General features: G+C 40.5%; 18 protein-coding genes. 4 read left to right on the forward strand and 14 right to left on the reverse strand.

The genetic code is table 11. The annotated features are described in order from the left end of the window. Nucleotides 1-13 precede the first annotated feature (13 nt). Together nhaC and ACMGGO_RS13745 are read left to right on the forward strand one after the other, a co-directional pair. Nucleotides 14-1,390: a Na+/H+ antiporter NhaC gene (nhaC, locus tag ACMGGO_RS13740; RefSeq protein WP_048390375.1), complete on the forward strand. Its 1,377-nt coding sequence runs from the start codon at nt 14-16 to the stop codon at nt 1,388-1,390. Nucleotides 1,391-1,675: 285 nt separating this feature from the next. Continuing rightward, a complete protein-coding gene (locus ACMGGO_RS13745; protein ID WP_048390372.1) occupies nt 1,676-2,440 on the forward strand; it encodes a class I SAM-dependent methyltransferase in 765 nt (254 codons plus the stop codon). 44 nt (nt 2,441-2,484) lie between these two features. Here the strand turns inward: ACMGGO_RS13745 and ACMGGO_RS13750 are convergent, their stop codons facing one another. The 3 genes from ACMGGO_RS13750 to ACMGGO_RS13760 all read right to left on the reverse strand — a co-directional run bounded on the left by ACMGGO_RS13750 (nt 2,485) and on the right by ACMGGO_RS13760 (nt 4,512). After that, nucleotides 2,485-2,805, reverse strand: a complete 321-nt coding sequence (locus tag ACMGGO_RS13750; protein ID WP_004229297.1) for a YnfA family protein — start codon at nt 2,803-2,805, stop codon at nt 2,485-2,487. A 41-nt stretch (nt 2,806-2,846) separates the two neighbouring features. Continuing rightward, a complete protein-coding gene (locus tag ACMGGO_RS13755) occupies nt 2,847-3,581 on the reverse strand; it encodes a sulfite exporter TauE/SafE family protein (RefSeq protein ID WP_259948839.1) in 735 nt (244 codons plus the stop codon). 76 nt (nt 3,582-3,657) lie between these two features. Then, nucleotides 3,658-4,512 (reverse strand): LysR family transcriptional regulator, encoded by an 855-nt coding sequence (locus ACMGGO_RS13760; protein ID WP_103117863.1) that lies wholly within the window; start codon nt 4,510-4,512, stop codon nt 3,658-3,660. 111 nt (nt 4,513-4,623) lie between these two features. Between ACMGGO_RS13760 and ACMGGO_RS13765 the strand changes: the two genes are divergently transcribed. Together ACMGGO_RS13765 and ACMGGO_RS13770 are read left to right on the forward strand one after the other, a co-directional pair. Next, the gene (locus ACMGGO_RS13765) at nt 4,624-5,391 is read left to right on the forward strand and encodes a sporulation protein (RefSeq protein WP_054550900.1); all 768 of its coding nucleotides are present in this window, start codon (nt 4,624-4,626) and stop codon (nt 5,389-5,391) included. A gap of 70 nt (nt 5,392-5,461) precedes the next feature. Then, on the forward strand, nt 5,462-6,133 hold the full coding sequence (locus tag ACMGGO_RS13770; RefSeq protein WP_420281959.1) for an HAD family hydrolase: 672 nt from the start codon (nt 5,462-5,464) through the stop codon (nt 6,131-6,133). A 41-nt stretch (nt 6,134-6,174) separates the two neighbouring features. Here the strand turns inward: ACMGGO_RS13770 and ptsP are convergent, their stop codons facing one another. The 11 genes from ptsP to ACMGGO_RS13825 form a co-directional block, all read right to left on the reverse strand. After that, nucleotides 6,175-7,887 carry a phosphoenolpyruvate--protein phosphotransferase gene (ptsP, locus tag ACMGGO_RS13775; RefSeq protein WP_374805989.1) on the reverse strand — a complete coding sequence of 571 codons (1,713 nt, stop codon included), beginning with the start codon at nt 7,885-7,887 and terminating at the stop codon, nt 6,175-6,177. After that, entirely contained in the window at nt 7,884-8,150 is a 267-nt protein-coding gene (locus ACMGGO_RS13780) for an HPr family phosphocarrier protein (protein WP_066037445.1), read from the reverse strand. The genes ptsP and ACMGGO_RS13780 overlap by 4 nt, the downstream gene beginning before the upstream one ends. After that, complete coding sequence (locus tag ACMGGO_RS13785; RefSeq protein ID WP_374806020.1) at nt 8,147-8,827, reverse strand: glucosamine-6-phosphate deaminase; 681 nt, start codon at nt 8,825-8,827, stop codon at nt 8,147-8,149. The genes ACMGGO_RS13780 and ACMGGO_RS13785 overlap by 4 nt, the downstream gene beginning before the upstream one ends. 44 nt (nt 8,828-8,871) lie before the next feature. Continuing rightward, complete coding sequence (locus tag ACMGGO_RS13790) at nt 8,872-9,582, reverse strand: sugar isomerase domain-containing protein (protein WP_374805990.1); 711 nt, start codon at nt 9,580-9,582, stop codon at nt 8,872-8,874. 66 nt (nt 9,583-9,648) lie between these two features. After that, the gene (gene nagA, locus ACMGGO_RS13795) at nt 9,649-10,809 is read right to left on the reverse strand and encodes an N-acetylglucosamine-6-phosphate deacetylase (protein ID WP_374805991.1); all 1,161 of its coding nucleotides are present in this window, start codon (nt 10,807-10,809) and stop codon (nt 9,649-9,651) included. Nucleotides 10,810-10,906: 97 nt separating this feature from the next. Further along, nucleotides 10,907-12,850: an N-acetylglucosamine-specific PTS transporter subunit IIBC gene (gene nagE / locus ACMGGO_RS13800; RefSeq protein WP_259948830.1), complete on the reverse strand. Its 1,944-nt coding sequence runs from the start codon at nt 12,848-12,850 to the stop codon at nt 10,907-10,909. A 178-nt stretch (nt 12,851-13,028) separates the two neighbouring features. Further along, nucleotides 13,029-13,970 carry an ABC transporter permease gene (locus ACMGGO_RS13805; RefSeq protein ID WP_009370929.1) on the reverse strand — a complete coding sequence of 314 codons (942 nt, stop codon included), beginning with the start codon at nt 13,968-13,970 and terminating at the stop codon, nt 13,029-13,031. After that, entirely contained in the window at nt 13,948-14,868 is a 921-nt protein-coding gene (locus ACMGGO_RS13810) for an ABC transporter ATP-binding protein (protein ID WP_009370928.1), read from the reverse strand. The genes ACMGGO_RS13805 and ACMGGO_RS13810 overlap by 23 nt, the downstream gene beginning before the upstream one ends. An 87-nt stretch (nt 14,869-14,955) precedes the next feature. Continuing rightward, nucleotides 14,956-15,663 carry an ATP-binding cassette domain-containing protein gene (locus tag ACMGGO_RS13815; protein WP_374805992.1) on the reverse strand — a complete coding sequence of 236 codons (708 nt, stop codon included), beginning with the start codon at nt 15,661-15,663 and terminating at the stop codon, nt 14,956-14,958. 9 nt (nt 15,664-15,672) lie between these two features. Further along, nucleotides 15,673-16,029, reverse strand: a complete 357-nt coding sequence (locus tag ACMGGO_RS13820; protein ID WP_374805993.1) for a GntR family transcriptional regulator — start codon at nt 16,027-16,029, stop codon at nt 15,673-15,675. Further along, complete coding sequence (locus ACMGGO_RS13825) at nt 16,026-16,802, reverse strand: hypothetical protein (RefSeq protein WP_328023325.1); 777 nt, start codon at nt 16,800-16,802, stop codon at nt 16,026-16,028. The genes ACMGGO_RS13820 and ACMGGO_RS13825 overlap by 4 nt, the downstream gene beginning before the upstream one ends. Nucleotides 16,803-16,942 lie beyond the last annotated feature (140 nt).

Genomic DNA, 16,942 nt, shown 5'->3' on the forward strand with positions numbered 1-16,942 from the left:
TAGGAGGATTCACATGTTTCGAATAGAAGCAAAGAGTAACCCTCGATTTCTTGAGGCAAGCTTTATCACTATTTTAATTATCGCCATAATGGCTTATAGTATTGGCTATTTAAAGGCTACGCCACATATCCCGATTTTTCTTGTGATTGCCCTTTTACTGGCTTATGGATTACTGAAAAAAGTACCCTTTCGCGATCTTGAGGGTGGTATGATTGCTGGTGCTAGCGCTGGACTTGGCGCCGTTTTTATTTTCTTTTTTATTGGCATTTTAATTTCCAGCTGGATTATGGGTGGAACGATCCCAACCCTTATCTATTATGGCTTTTTAACTGTGTCGCCAAACTTTTTCTTTGCTATCGTGTTTTTAATTTGTAGTATCGTTGGTATTTCAATTGGAAGCTCTCTGACAACTGTAGCAACGGTTGGTGTAGCATTTATGGGCATTGCCGGAGCTATGGATATCTCGCTAACCATTACAGCTGGAGCGATTGTTTCTGGGGCCTTCTTTGGTGATAAAATGTCTCCATTATCCGATACAACCAATCTTGCTTCTGGTACAGTTGGTGTAGACCTTTTTGAGCATATTAAAAATATGGGCTGGACAACCATCCCTGCTTTTCTTATCTCCTTTGTGCTCTATGCTATTATCTCCCCAACAGGAGCTGCTACATCCTTTGAGACAGTGGAGCAATTTAAAGGGGGTTTACTGTCTACAGGACTTATTCATTGGTATACATTATTGCCAATTGTTGTTCTCGTAATCATGACTTTTTACAAGGCACCTGCAGTCATTACATTGGCTGTTGTGTCCATTATTGGAGTAGGTCTTGGCTCTTTACTTGACCCAGTTCCCGCTTCAGATGTCTTCAAAATTCTGTTTGATGGCTATGTCTCTCAAACTGGTAATAAAGAGGTAGATGCCTTGCTCACTCGTGGTGGGATGAATAGTATGCTATTTACAATCGCGCTTGTCTTACTTGCTTTAACAATGGGTGGCCTTTTATTCACACTAGGCATTATTCAAAGCATTTTAGCGAAGGTCGAAAGCTTATTTAAAAGTGCTGGTTCTGTTATTACAGGTGCTGCCATCACAGGCATCGGTGTTAATACATTGATCGGTGAACAGTACTTATCCATTCTATTAACTGGTGAGGCCTTTAAGGCACAATTTGCAAAGGTTGGGCTTGCACCAAAAAACCTTTCACGCGTCATGGAGGATGCAGGTACGGTCGTCAACCCACTTGTGCCTTGGAGTGTTTGTGGTATTTTTATCACAAGTGTCCTCGGTATTTCCACACTGGATTACCTGCCGTTCACCTTCTTCTGTTTACTAGGACCAATTCTAACGATCTTGTTTGGCTGGAGTGGCAAAACATTAACAAAGCTTTAACCATAACAAAAGGTAGCTGAAAAAACATCAGCTACCTTTTTATTTTACTCAAAATTTTTGTGGACATCATTTTTTCCAATCATTGAGAAACACCATTTTTTACTACCTTGACTATGTGTTGTATAAAATAATTTTAATCCCTTATCGGCTCGGAAATTTGATAGCGTGTAAAGCTAGCTGTTGGAGAGAAAGCTATCATTCCAATTTGGAATCAAAATTCATGATTTTTCGCATTTCTGTTGGATGACCTCCTTTGCTATGCTCTACTAAAGGAGATGAAAGAGGATGACAACAAAAACAAAATGGAATGCTCATTTATATGATGAAAAGCATGATTTCGTGTCAAAATTGGGTACAAGCTTAGTCGATCTACTAGCGCCGCAAAAAAATGAACATATTTTAGATGTGGGTTGTGGTACAGGAGATTTGGCTAATGACATATCAGCACTTGGAGCTTCTGTGCTCGGAGTAGATGCGTCGGCTACAATGATTTTAGCTGCTCAGCAAAAATATCCTGCCATTAACTTTCAAACGATGGAAGCTACAGCGATGCACTTTTCTCAGCAATTTGATGCCGTTTTCTCCAATGCCGCACTTCATTGGATGAAGGAACCTGATGTAGTTATTGAAAATGTCTATGGTGCACTGAAGAACGGTGGACGCTTTGTTGCTGAAATGGGTGGACAAGGCAATATTGCATCTATCATTTGGGCTCTGCAAAAAAGTATGGAATCTTTACAATTTCCCTATATCGACCACTATTTCCCTTGGTATTTTCCAAGCGTCGAGGAATATCAATCAAAATTAGAAAAGGCAGGCTTTCAGGTCGAGAATATCACACTCTATAAACGCCCTACACCACTTCAAGGGCAGGATGGGCTTCGCAACTGGTTGGTCATGTTTAGTGAAAATCTTCTACAGCACTTAAAGGCTGATGAGAAAGAGCAGGTTTATGCGACATGTGAGGAATTATTAAAGCCAACTTGTTTCCAACAGAATGAATGGGTCATTGATTATTATCGTCTGCGCTTTATTGCTCGTAAAAAATAGATTACAAAAGGTTACTATTCTGTTGTAGTAACCTTTTTTCAATGCTAAGAGCGAGGCAGCAATATTACAATGACGCCTATTAAGCATATCCCTGCGCCAATAAAGTCTAAATGATCGGGCTTTTTGCCATCAATGCCCCACCCCCATAAAATAGACAACACGATGAATACCCCACCATAGGCTGCATAAACTCTGCCAAAGGTAGGGAAGGACTGGAATGTTGCAACAACGCCGTACAGAGCAAGTGCAATACCGCCAATAATGCCCCAATAAAAAGGTTTACCCTCTCGTAACCAAAGCCAAATTAAATAGCCCCCACCTATTTCACCAATTCCCGCAAGAATAAATAATAATATAGCGATCATATTGTATCTCTCTTTCTCATTTTCACTCTATTATACATGTCTTACATACTCCAATATGTAATGGTGTCCGTTATTCCGATTAAAATTAATAGGATTCCTGCTGTCATTTGAATAGCTCTTCCCATCTTCATGCTTTTTCGTAGGATAATACGCTTGGCATCAAAGACATAGATCAACAGAAGCATGATGATGAGCGGAACAGCGGTCGCTACGCCAAAAATACTAGGTAGAAGCAACCCATAGGAAGTGCTCGCCACAAGGGGCATTAACCATACAAAAAATAGAACAAACATAGTGGGACAAAAGGCAATAGAAAAACTAGCGCCCATTAAGAACGAGCCAAATTTCCCCTCTTTTACTACAGGCGGCAGCAGCGATGTTAAACGTTGTAGAAAGGTTAATTTGAATAAACCGATTAGCACCAGCCCTGTTAGCAGCATCATCGGCCCAATAGCCTGACGAAAGATTGGAAAATAAACGGTCATCTTTGTTTCAAATGATTGTCCAAAAAGCCAAGCACAAAAGCCAAGCACACTAAAAACAACCACTTTCCCCACTATAAAAAACATAATTTCTTGCCAATTACTGCTCTTTTGAAGTGTTCGATTGCCGTAAAATGTAATGGCACTCATATTACCTGTTAACTGACATGGAGCAAAGGCGCCTATCAAGCCAAGAAGAATGGCCATCATCAGGGCAGAATGCTCATAGCCCTGTACAAATTGCGTAAGCGGTTCACTAATCAACTGACTAATGGTGGACAATATACTATACATCTAAACACCCTCTATCTATTATTTATACTAAAATAGTATAAAGGTACATTATGAATAAACAGTGCAGAAAACGGCTTTACCCATACACGCTATTACACGCTACTAAAAAATCATCATAATCAGCCGAGACATACTTTGTAAGCAAGTAAGTATCCGATACAATATGAGAAAATTCTTTTACTGAATAGCTATGTAAAAGATTTTGCTGACAATCTGGTTCAATTACACTCTTAGGCAGCAAGGCAATACCAAGACCATGCTTGACGAAATGCTTGATCACCTCTGTTTGATTAATATGCATTGTTTGATGGCTAGTAAATTGCTGTAGCACCTGTTGTACTTCCTGCCAATAGGGCGCATATTCATGTGTGAAAAGCGTTTCCTGCTGTAAAAGGGTGAATGCATCATATTCCTTTTTAGCAATAGGAGCAATTAAATGCAATGGTTCTTGTGCGAGCATTACCGTGTGAAGCTCACGAGTTGAGGTTAATTTGGATAAGCCCATATCGATTACACCAGTAAATACCGCTTCCCCAATTTCATTGGATTTTAAAAGTTCTATCACTACCTGAGTAGAGGGCTTTCGATGCTGGAATGCTGTAATAATAGCTGGTAATGTTGAATTCGCTATTTGCGGAGCAACGCCAATCGTAAGCTTAGCGGTGTAGCCTTTTACGAAGGAATCCATTTGTTGTAGCCCTTCATCTAAAGCGGACAGGATTTTTTGTGCCTGCAGACGAAAATAAGCACCCTGCTGATTTAACGTCACCTGTTTGCTCTGTCGATTAAATAATGGGGTTTGCAATGCCCTTTCTAAATGTTGGATATGCTTCGTTACAGTCGATTGTGTAATAAATCGTTTTTCAGCTGTTTCTCGAAAGTTTTCAGTTTGTGCTGCCACTATAAATGTGCGTAGCCACTCTGTCTCCATCGCCATCCCTCTTTCGTTTTCAACTAGTATAACGAAAAATTTGTAAGTCTTGAAACCTTTTTTCAACATAAGCGTATGTATAGCTAACGATGTCAGTAGGAGGAATGAAAGATGTCTTTTTTTCATAAAGCATTAGCAAGTATTGGTATAGGTTCAGCGACAGTGGATACAAGATTGGAGAAGGATACTTATCGTGCTGGAGAGGTCATGCAGGGTGAAATCATTGTGCGTGGCGGTCAAGTTGAGCAACAGGTCGACACGATTTACCTATCCGTCAATACAACCTATATCCGTGAGTCGAATGATCACAAACATACAGAGGTTGCCGCACTGCAGAAGGTCAAAGTAACAGAGCCTTTCACACTAGGCGCCGGTGAGGAAAAAATCTTCCCTATTTCATTAACATTGCCATTTGAAACACCGATTAGTGCAGGTAAAACACAGGTATGGATTCAAACGGGCCTTGATATTAAAAATGCGGTCGATCCGAGTGATAAGGATTATATTCGTGTCGAGCCAACAGCACTAGCAGGTCATATATTAGATGCGATTCGTGGATTAGGTTTCCGTTTACGTGAAGCTGAATGTGAACAAGCTCCTTCACGCTTCCGCGGCTACTATCCATTTGTCCAGGAATTTGAATTTGTACCCACTGGACAATATAGAGGCCATTTAGATGAGCTTGAATTAGTTTTCCTTTCTCAATCCAACCATTCTGCAGAGATTTTCATGCAAATTGATCGCAAAGTAAAAGGCATTGGTAGCTTTTTTGCTGAAGCATTAGATATGGATGAAAGCTATGTTCGCACAACGGTTACGATGCATGACCTACCGACACTGCAAGCAAAGCTTCAGCAAATCATTTCAAAACATGCCTAATGAACTAAAAAGTAGTTGAAGCCTAACTTCAGCTACTTTTTTTATGATCAAATAGGAGGGCGAAAAAGATGTGATGAAAGCAGCATTATTTGATTTAGACGGAACATTATTAAATAGAGATGCATCTATCGAATTCTTCATTGAGCAGCAATATGAGCGATTAAAGTCGGTATTAGGTAGTATTTCAAAAGAACAGTATATAACTCGCTTTATCCAACTAGATAAGCGAGGCTACGTTTGGAAGGATTGCGTCTACCAGCAATTAGTAGAAGAATTTCATCTTGTTCATATTACGTGGGAAGAACTTCTTCAAGATTACCTAAACGAATTTAAATATAGCTGTGTCCCTTTTCCTAACCTTATCCCTATGCTAGAACAATTGAAAAGGGATCAGTTGGCTTTAGGCATGATTACGAATGGCTATGGGCATTTTCAGATGGACACTATAAAGGCATTAGCAATTGAACATTATTTTGATGTCATTTTAGTTTCTGAATGGGCAGGAATGAAAAAACCCGATCCTCAACTGTTTTTAAATGCCATCGAAAAGCTGAATGTCCTTCCTCATGAATGTGTTTTTATCGGCGACCATCCTGTGAATGATGTCAAAGCTGCTCAACATGTGGGAATGAAGGGCATTTGGAAAAAAGATAAACAATGGCAACATGTTCAAGCGGATGCCATCGTGGAGGATTTATTAGAAATACCGATATTCATTGACTCTTTCAGCCCATCATGCTAAAAAACCCATCTACCAATAAGTAGATGGGTTTTTGTTCTATCTTATTTCACAGCTTGCTTTACTTTTTCCAGCACTTCTTCAGCTGTCGCTAGCTGTAATGCCTCTGTTGCTAAAGTCTGCATCTCTGGGACAGATAATTGCTTTAGCAAGGCCCTCGTTTTTAAAATAGACGTAGCACTCATAGAGAACTCATCTAAGCCTAAGCCTAGCAATAGTGGAACAGCATGTTCATCGCCAGCCATTTCTCCACACATTCCTACCCATTTCTGTTCTTGATGGGCAGCTTTAATGACCATTTGAATTAAACGTAATATGGCTGGGTTATATGGTTGATATAAATAGGAAACTTTTTCATTCATCCGATCTGCCGCCATTGTATATTGAATTAAATCATTTGTGCCGATGGAGAAGAAATCCACTTCTTTGGCAAAAGTATCTGCCATTACGGCTGTCGAGGGAATTTCAACCATCATCCCGACCTCGATGGAAGAGCCTACTGCAATCCCTCCAGCTATCAGCTTTTCCTTTTCCTCAAGCAAAATGGCTTTAGCCGCACGGAATTCTTGAATGGTCGCTATCATAGGGAACATAATTTTTAAGTTTCCATAGACAGATGCTCGCAGTAGTGCTCGCAATTGTGTGCGGAATAACTCCTGCTGGTCAAGACATAGACGAATGGCACGGTGACCAAGGAATGGATTCATTTCTTCTTGCAAAGGTAAATATGGCAGGTGCTTGTCGCCACCAATATCGAGTGTTCGAATAACAACTGGCTTGCCCTTCATTCCTTCCAAGACTGTTTTATACGCTGTAAATTGTTCTTCCTCAGAGGGTAAATTTTCTCTGCCCATATATAAAAACTCTGTTCGATATAAGCCAATTCCCTCTGCTCCATGACGCAATACACCTTCCAAATCATTTGGCGATCCAATATTAGCCGCTAGCTCAACATGCACGCCATCTTTAGAAACAGTTTGCTCATTCACTAAAGTAGACCATTCCGCCTGCTGTACCCGATATTTTTGTGCCTTTTCCTGATAGTCTGCAATCACATCGGCACTTGGATTCACTAGGACTTGACCCGTCAAACCGTCAACAATTATAGTATCGCCATCCTGAATTGTTGTCGTAGCAACCCCTGCCCCTACGACTGCTGGGATTTCTAAGCTACGAGCCATGATGGCTGAATGGGATGTACGCCCACCAATATCGGTAATAAAACCGAGAACATAGTTGCGATCTAATTGGGCTGTCTCTGAAGGTGTCAAATCATTCGCTACGATAATTACCTGTTCGTTAATATTGCTTGGATTTGGAATATGTACTCCGAGTAAATGTGCTAATATGCGATTTGTCACATCTTTAATATCTGATGCACGGGCACTCATGTATTCGTCATCCATACCTTCAAATAATGCCACAAACATAGAGGTTACTTCATGCAATGCATACTCCGCATTTACCGCTTCGTCTGCAATTTTTTGATTGATAGGCCCAATTAATTCGGGATCATGAACCACTAATAAATGTGCCTCAAAAATTGCGGCTTCTTCTGCACTAAATTTTTCTAATGTTTGCTGTCGAATGACAATCAGTTCTTGCTCTGCTTTGGCAAGAGCGGCTGCTAAACGTTTCTGCTCTGCCTCGATATCATGAACAGTTGTTTTAGCGAATGTTAAATTTGGTTGGACGAAACGATATGCTTTCGCAATGGCAATGCCGTCTGAAGCGGCAATACCAGTGAGTCGTGTCATTGTGCAAGCCCCATTTCCGTGATGAGTGTCGTTAGTGCTGCTAATGCTTGCTCTTCGTCTTCCCCCTCTACAGCAAGTGTAAATTGTGAACCCTGCTTTAAGGCTAATCCCATCACACCTAAGATTGATTTCAAGTTAGCTGCTTTTTCTTCTGTACGTATTTCTATAGATGAAGCAAATGGTGTTGCTTTTGCCACAAGCTGGCTCGCTGGTCGTGCATGAATACCTAAAGGATCGACTACTGTAAATTGTTGTGTTTTCATAATTTATTCTCCTCTTCTTGAAAGTCTGTTAAAACCATTACATTTGGATGTTTCGATAAAGCAGTTGCAGGTACGTCTTCTGTATAATCAGATGCCAGTAAACGCTCTAACACCTCACGCTTAGCTTCTCCCACTGCGAGTAACAAAATGCATTTTGCCCGCATAATCGATTGAATACCCATCGTGTATGCCTGTGTTGGCACTTCGTCAATGGATGAAAAGAAACGCGCGTTAGCTTGACGAGTAGATTCTTCGAGTGTTACAAGATGTGTTAAAGAAGCAAATGACGTACCAGGCTCATTGAAGCCGATATGACCATTTTGACCGATACCAAGCAGTTGGAAATCTAAGGGATATTGTTGCAGTAATCCTTCATAGCGAGCTGTTTCCACTAAAGGATCTACTGCTAATCCATCTGGTAAATACGATGCTAAAAATGGTTTTTGGTTAAATAAATGTTTGTTCATATAATAGGCGTAGCTTTGCTGATGAGTTGCCTCAAGTCCAACATACTCATCCAAATTAAAGCTAATACAATGTGAAAAATCAATATCTGTTTTACAGATTTTAGCATATAGTGGTTCCATTGTTCCACCAGTAGCTAACCCGAACGTTGTGGCGCCATTATTTTTGGCTTTAACGATGGTCGCTACTGCATGTGAATATAAATCATCCATTGAGGAAAATCTTTTTACTTTCACCACATATCCTCCTTTGTATCCTAGAAATGAATACGCTGACCATACTGATCAATGAGCGCATCGTTATTATTTTCCCCTAAATTACTGCTACCAAACACTGGTACACTAGCGCCCTGTGCATGCATAAGTTCAATGATTTGAGCGAATAAAGCATTTAATAAAGTCGCACCTAACACCGTTGATACAGGGGCATATTGCAATTGGTCAACGGTTAACACACCATCACCTAATGGCACATGCGTATTCAAAACTTCAGCTACTACTTGCTCTAAACGCTTGCCTGACGGATGGCGCGACGGCTGGTGCTGATATTCCAGTGATTGGAGTGAAATAGTCAAAGCGCCCGCTTCCTTTGCATAGATAGCCATATCAATGGGCACTGGATTATTGGCAGAGGTTGAAATGATGATACAAACATCATGGTCATCAAATTGCAGCTGATCCTTATAGGTGGCTAAAAAAGCCTGTTTTTTTTCATTTTGTGAGGATTGCCGTGCACCCTGATGTAGCATTAACGATTCTATGTGTATCGGTTTGACAGGCACTAAGCCACCTGCTCTATAGTAACATTCCTGTGCTAATAGCATGGAATGACCAGAGCCAAAGAGCTGGATAATGCCTCCCTTTGTGAGACGTTTAACAATTTGCTTGGCAATATGCATAAGTTGGTTGCTTTCCTGCTGTGCCACCATTGTTAAATATCGATTTACTAGTTGAAAATAGGTATTCATGTTCTATCACCTTTTCATTTCCATCGTTTCATGCAAGATGTTTGTATACCTGCTGCATATTAGTAACTATTGTCCACTTGAATTTGCATCATATAAGACCTTGCCCGCCTTAATCGTTTGGTGGAGCTTTAAATGTTCATCTAAAATCACTGCATCCGCATCAAAGCCTTGTATAAGCTGACCCTTATTACCTAGCTTCAATTGCTCAGCAGCATTAAAGCTGGACATTTTGACAAGCTCCTCCAGCGTACAATTCGTAATGTGATGCATATTCCGTACAGCCTGATCCATTTTTAAAATACTGCCTGCTAACGATCCATTTGACAAATGGGCACCTGCTTCTGTCACATGGACTGTTTGACCGCCTAAATCATATGCTCCGTAGGGCATTCCCTTTGCGCGCATGGCATCTGTAATTAAAATAAGCCCGTCCGCTCCCTTTAAGCGATAGGCCATTTCCACCGCGCCTTCATGCATATGGATAAAATCAACAATCAGTTCTGCCTTAATCGCATCTAGCAGCAGGACACCGCCAACTACACCTGGATCTCGATGGTGGAATGGACGCATTTGGTTGTATAAGTGTGTCCCCTGTGTGGCACCTAATTGAGCCGCTTGTTGCATTTGCTCAAAGGTAGCATCCGAATGACCAATTGAAACAATGACACCGCTAGCAGAAATACTTTGCACAGCTGCCATGCCATTCGTTTCTTCTGGTGCTAGCGTAATTTGCTTAATTTTATGGCCACTTAGTTGCTGCCATTTTGTCCATATATCTAAATCTAGCTCGACAATATATTCAAGAGGCTGTGCCCCTGCTCGCTGCTTTGAAACAAATGGCCCTTCGATATGAATACCCAGTACCTCTGCTTCATCTGGCTGTGGCTGGAACTGTGCTACATTTTCAATAGCTCGTTCAATGTTGTCATAGCTTTGTGTCATCGTTGTAGCTAAAAAGCTTGTCGTTCCTTCTTTTAAAAGGGATTGAGCCATCGTATGAAGCCCTTCATCAGAAGCATCCATCGTATCCATTTGAGCGGATCCATGAATGTGCATATCAATAAATCCTGGCAATAAAAATTTCCCTGAACCATCAAGCTGTTCTACATCGTGGATATCAAGCTGAGGAGCAATTTGCGCAATTTTACCATCCTTCATCCATACATCTACCTGTTCATCTCGTCCATTGCCATTCACTACTGTGATATTTCGAATGAGTAAACTCAAGAAAAACATCTCCTTCTTGAACAAGGGCTGTCGAAAAGGCATCCGTGTGCAATAGCTCATTGCCTCTGTATACCTTCGCTAACAGCCCCATTAGTTGTTACTTCTTCATTGTAATAATATTCGTTGAGCCTGCTCGTTGATAGCCAGTCTTTTCAAGTGTAATCTCTTGCCCCATTAAGCTTGTAAAGACAACTGGTGTGATGACAGAAGGTACTTGCCCTTCAATCTGTACAAGGTCTGCTTTTAATAACGCATCCCCACGCTTAACTTTTTGACCATCTGTAACGAACAGATCAAAACCATCACCATTTAGTTTGACCGTATCTAAGCCAACATGAATTAATACTTCAATGCCCGTATCAGATTTTAAGCCAATTGCATGCTTTGTGGGGAACACCATCACTACTTGACCATCAAATGGTGCATAGACTGCTCCATCTGTCGGACGTATCCCGAAACCTGGGCCCATCAAGCCTGCTGAAAATGCCTCATCAGGCACTTCTGTTAAAGGCAATAAATCACCCGTCATTGGCATTTCGAAATCACGGAATGTCATCGTGTCATTCTTCACCGTTTCTTCCATGACAGGCTGAGCTGATGGAAGTCCTACATTGGCTGGTGCTGGATTGCCTTTTTTCAAACGTTCTTTTATGGCCTCAGCTAAAAACTCCACCGATGTCCCAATGATTACTTGGACATTGGTTTTACTAATACGCATAACTCCTCTTGCACCTGTTTGCTTCAATGTTTTTTCATCGACGCTAGCAGAATCCTGTACTAATAATCGTAGGCGAGTTGTACAATAATCCACTTGCTTAATATTGTCTTTTCCACCTAATGCTTCAATTGTATAATATGCACGTAAATCGACATCATCAGCAATAGCATTTACTTCGCCATCCTCATCCTCATCGTCTTCACGTCCTGGTGTTTTTAAGTCTAATTTTTTGATTAAGAAATAGAATACCACAAAGTAAATCGCCCCAAAGCCTAAACCTAAAGGTAGTAAGAGCCATGGTTTATCTGCCAGACCAAGGTTGAGTAAGTAGTCAATTAAGCCTGCAGAGAACCCAAAGCCGTCACGGAATCCAACGAGATAGGCCACAGCCAATGAAATACCTGTTAATACAGCATGAATACCATAAAGAACTGGTGATAAGAACATAAAGGAAAATTCAATAGGCTCTGTAACACCTGTTAAAAAGGCTGTTAAAGCGATGGAAACGAACATCCCTCCAACGATTGGACGCTTTTCTTTTTTCGCTGCAAAATACATTGCTAGACAGGCTGCTGGTAAGCCAAACATCATAATTGGGAAGAAACCAGCTTGGAAATGTCCAGCTGTCGTGTCTCCTGCTAGGAAGCGGTTGATATCCCCTTTCACGATTTCGCCTGCAGCATTTGTAAATTCACCGAAATCAAACCAAATAATTGTATTGATTACATGGTGGAGACCCACTGGAATTAATAGACGGTTGAAGAAGCCATACATCCCTACACCAAGTGATCCTGCACCAATCATCCAATTACCGACAGCATCAATACCACCTTGAATTGGTCCCCAAACAATTGCTAAAATACTACCTAAAATTGCCATGGTGATGGACGTAATAATCGGTACAAAGCGCCGTCCACCGAAGAATGATAACCATTCTGGAAATTTCACATTATAATATTTGTTATATAATAAGCCTGCCGTAATACCGGCAATAATACCACCAAACACACCCATATTTAATTCTTCGTTAACAGTCCCTAAAACGGCGACTAAAACAAGATGCGCAATCGCACCTGCTAGAGCTGCGCCACCACTGCTATCATGTGCAAACCCCATCGCAATACCGATAGCAAAAATAATTGGTAAATTCCCTAGTATAGCATTACCAGAAGCGGCCATAATACTAGCAATGTACTGGATGGCTTCATTCGGTACGGCCCCAAGCATATCCGCTGAACCTAAACGCAATAGTAATGCTGCTGCTGGTAATGTTGCGATTGGAAACATGAGCGACTTACCGATTTTTTGTAAGAAAGCAAACATTCATTATCCCCCTTTGGTATAGTTGTCTAGACCACTTTAGTAAAAAAAAAGCGTTTTCACTAAGTTGCTATTATTATAGGCGCAATTCAAAAAAAAATAAATACTTTTTTAATATTTCGTGATGTTAAACAAAAAAACCGCACCCTAATCCAAAATTAGGGCACAGTTCTTCTTTAGCTTATGCCGTGACATCACGTTTCATAAAGGTTGAATAACTAATGACAAGGAAAACTACTGCGTATATAGCAAGTACTGTTAATGAGAAGGGTAACGTCACATCAGCAATCATGGAGCCACCACCATGCTCATACTGTGTTAAATCAGAATGTGTGAGCCAAATATATTTGACGATGTCGTATCGGCTTAAGAACATAACTATCATGCCGCCTGTAAAAGAAAGGAACATCGTTAAACCGATTGCTAATGAGCTTGAGCGGAATACTGAGCCAATCAAAAAGGCAAATAATGTAGACATCACAAAATCGCCACCAGATAATAGGTAATGATAGGCTAAATCGCTCCATACAGCCTTTTCAACGACCTGTCCATTGACCATTTCTAATTCCACACCTGTTCCCATGCCGAACAAGACTAAGCCGATAAGGGCACTTACCACAACATTGACCACATACAATAACAAACCAAAAAGGAATGTTGTCAGTAATTTAGACGTTAACACTTTGGCACGGGACATTGGACGCGTTAAGAGCATTTTAATCGTCCCTGTTGAAAATTCGCTCGATACAATACTAGCTGCGGTAATGACTGTAAATAAAGTAACAAGCGTAAGCATACCGCTTGTAAAGGACATAAAGCTTGCAAGACTACTATCTTTTTGACTTGGTGCATCATTCGCTAAACGATATTCAGAAATAGCCATCTGCTCTTGAAAGTATGCCTTATCTTCCTCCGTTAAATCTTCACCTGCTAGCGTCTCTTTATAAGATTGAATGGCATCCTGCTCTATGTCCTGCCAAGAGCCTTCCGTCGGGGATTTTACTTCATAATATTTGGTGATTCCAGCAGGAACAAGAATGACAAGAATCAGCATGGCCACCATTGCCCATGTTCCTTTTTTATGCCATAATTTCATCCACTCATTTTGAATTAGCTTCAGCAATTTGTCCGCCTCCAGTCATTTCTAAGAATTGATCCTCTAATGTTTTTTGATGTGGCTGTACAGCAAATAATTGAATACCCGCTTGGACTAGTTGTGTAGTCATAGCTGGGACATCCTCTTTCTTCATTTCCACCACATAGCCTTGATTCTCTGCTACAAAGTTAAAGTCACACTGTTCCAGATAAGCAGACACCTGCTCTTTTGGCTGTGCCTCCACATAATAAAACGATGAGCTTTCATTATGAATATCGCGCAGATCAATCAGCTGCCCATTTTGAATCACAGCCACTCGATCACACATCAATTCAATTTCTGATAACAAGTGACTTGAGACAAAGACGGATACGCCCTCTTCTGAAGCAATCTTACGCAGGTACATACGAAACTCACGAATACCAGCAGGGTCTAAGCCATTCGTCGGCTCATCTAAAATCAAAAATTTCGGTCTGTGCAATAACGCCTGGGCTAATCCTAGTCGTTGTCTCATACCAAGTGAATACGTAGAGACCTTTTCATGTATACGATTTTCGAGCCCAACTTGTTGAATGACCTCCTGAATTCGTTCCTTTGTTACATTTTTATGCATACGTGCAAAATGTAGTAAATTTTTATAGCCTGACATAAATTTATACATTTCTGGATTTTCAACAATCACACCTACCTTACTAATGGCTTCCTCATAATGCTCCTTCAGTGAAAGCCCGTCGATGATGACATTGCCCTCTGTTGGATGCATAAGCCCTGTCATCATTCGGATTGTTGTTGTTTTCCCCGCTCCATTCGGTCCTAAAAATCCTGTAATTTGGCCTGGATATAAATCAATGTTTAACTGTTGAATTAATTGCTTTCCTCGAATAGTTTTCGATAAATTTTGCAATTGTACAATCGGTTCTGTCATATTTTTCACCCTTTCTAATCTATTTCGCCTGAGTATTATGCAGTCTGGCACGACAACATTGCTTTATTGACGATTCTTTCTTCACCTTTAGCTGTCTTTTACTGAAGGACGATAAAACCCTTTCATCCACTCAACTGCATCCTTATTAGCCACGTCGCGTAATGTTTCCACATTCTCGTAGGCCATGATTGATCCTGCCTGCAATAAAATAATTTGATCTAAAATAGGCTCTACCTCATATAATTCATGTGTGGATAGCAAAATCGTTTGATTTTCGATGTCCGTAAATTGAATTAAGCCTTTAATCAACTGCTCTCTCACAATTGGGTCTAGCCCAGCAAATGGTTCGTCCATGACATAATAAGGAACCTCTCGTCCAAGGGTAGCAGCCATTTTCATACGACCACGATTACCCTTTGATAATTGGCGTAGCTTTGTGCGCGTATCTACCTGTAAAAATTGTGCGACGATACAGGCTTTATCATAGGAAAAATCTTCAAATTGCGAAGCATAATGCTGGAAAAGCTGTTCACCTGTGTAGTACTCAAAAAACAAATCTGTATCTGGTAAATAAGCAATTTTGTCAGCACTTCTACGTGTGACTGGCTTACCCTCTAGTGTTATCTCACCAGCAGTGGGTCGCAGTAAACCAGCTAAAACTTTCATAAGCGTAGATTTACCACTACCATTTTCTCCAACTAGTCCAATGATTTGTCCAATCGGAAAGGAGAAGGATAGATTCTGTAAAACTGGCTTTTTCTTATATTGAAAAGATACATTTGATAGCTGTAACATCCCTTCACCTCACGCTTTATTTTTCAAAACCACAAGCATCTCTTCCTTCGAAAAGCCTAATGCCTCAATCGATGTTAAAAAATTTTCAGCCAGCTGATTTTTCATCTCTTCCCGCAATAACTCAATGCGCTTCTCATTGCTCGTAATAAATGTACCCTGTCCTCGTTTGGTTTCCGTTATGTTCATTGCCTCTAACTCCTTGTATACACGTTGCACCGTATTGACATTGACACCTGTTTCTACTGCATATTCTCGAACGGAGGGAAGTCGATCACCTAGCTCCAACTTCCCCTTCAAAATGTCTCCACAAATTCGATCGACAAGCTGGCTATAAATGGGTTTGTCACGCGAAAAATCCATCGTCATCGTAAAACCACCCTTTCAAGCCACTTCGATGCTGCTAAAAACAGCAGTAGTAGTAATAACGTAATGGCTATTTCCTCAACGACATATATCGAGCCAAGCATCCATTCCATCGTCATTTCTTTCGCTTTTGGTAGATAGTGTTCGATGTTTTGAAGCGAAACTTCTCCATGGAGGAAGATCGTTCGATACAGCTGACTCTCCGTTACCCGCGCCCAACCAGCTGTGGTTACATAAAACACAATCATTGTCAGCACAATTGAAAAACGACCTATTATGCGCTTCAATTGCAAATAAAAAGCTAAAAAGAATAAAAGAACGATAAATAGCATTAATTGTAAAATTGTCAATATAATAACAATTATTACTAAAACTAATAAAATTTGTCCAGCGCTCGCGATCAGCTCATCCTTAATATTGAAAATGGCTATACTCGTGAAAAGGATAGTGAAGAGGACATAACCTACTAATGAGCAAACCAATTTTGCTCCGATAAGCTTTGTGATAGAGCTTGTTGAATGGAGCCAGCTCTCCTTTGCTTTAATATCCAATCGCATCGATGCTAAAAATTGTAAGATAGAATAGAATCCACCTAGAAAAAGGACGAGCATTGTAAATGCAAATGCTAGCTGATGCTCATGTGCAAAGAGATCGACATACTGATGTAAGATATAGGGAACGATCCAAGATAGCATAAGTCCCATAAATATCCCTACTAGAAACCATGAGCGATAAAGTACCCATTCTTTTTTTAAAAGTCCTGTAAAGCTTTTCAATCACAACACCTCGTGTCATAGTGTACTAGTTACATATTACACTATGACTTTTTTGTTGGCAAGTGGCAAATACAAGAAAAAGGAAATTTTGTTTACTCAACAATTACGCTTATGCTCAAAGAAGGTATTCACCTATTAAA

It is taken from the genome of Lysinibacillus sp. BNK-21 (assembly GCF_048684915.1).
GTDB classification, from domain to species: domain Bacteria; phylum Bacillota; class Bacilli; order Bacillales_A; family Planococcaceae; genus Lysinibacillus; species Lysinibacillus capsici.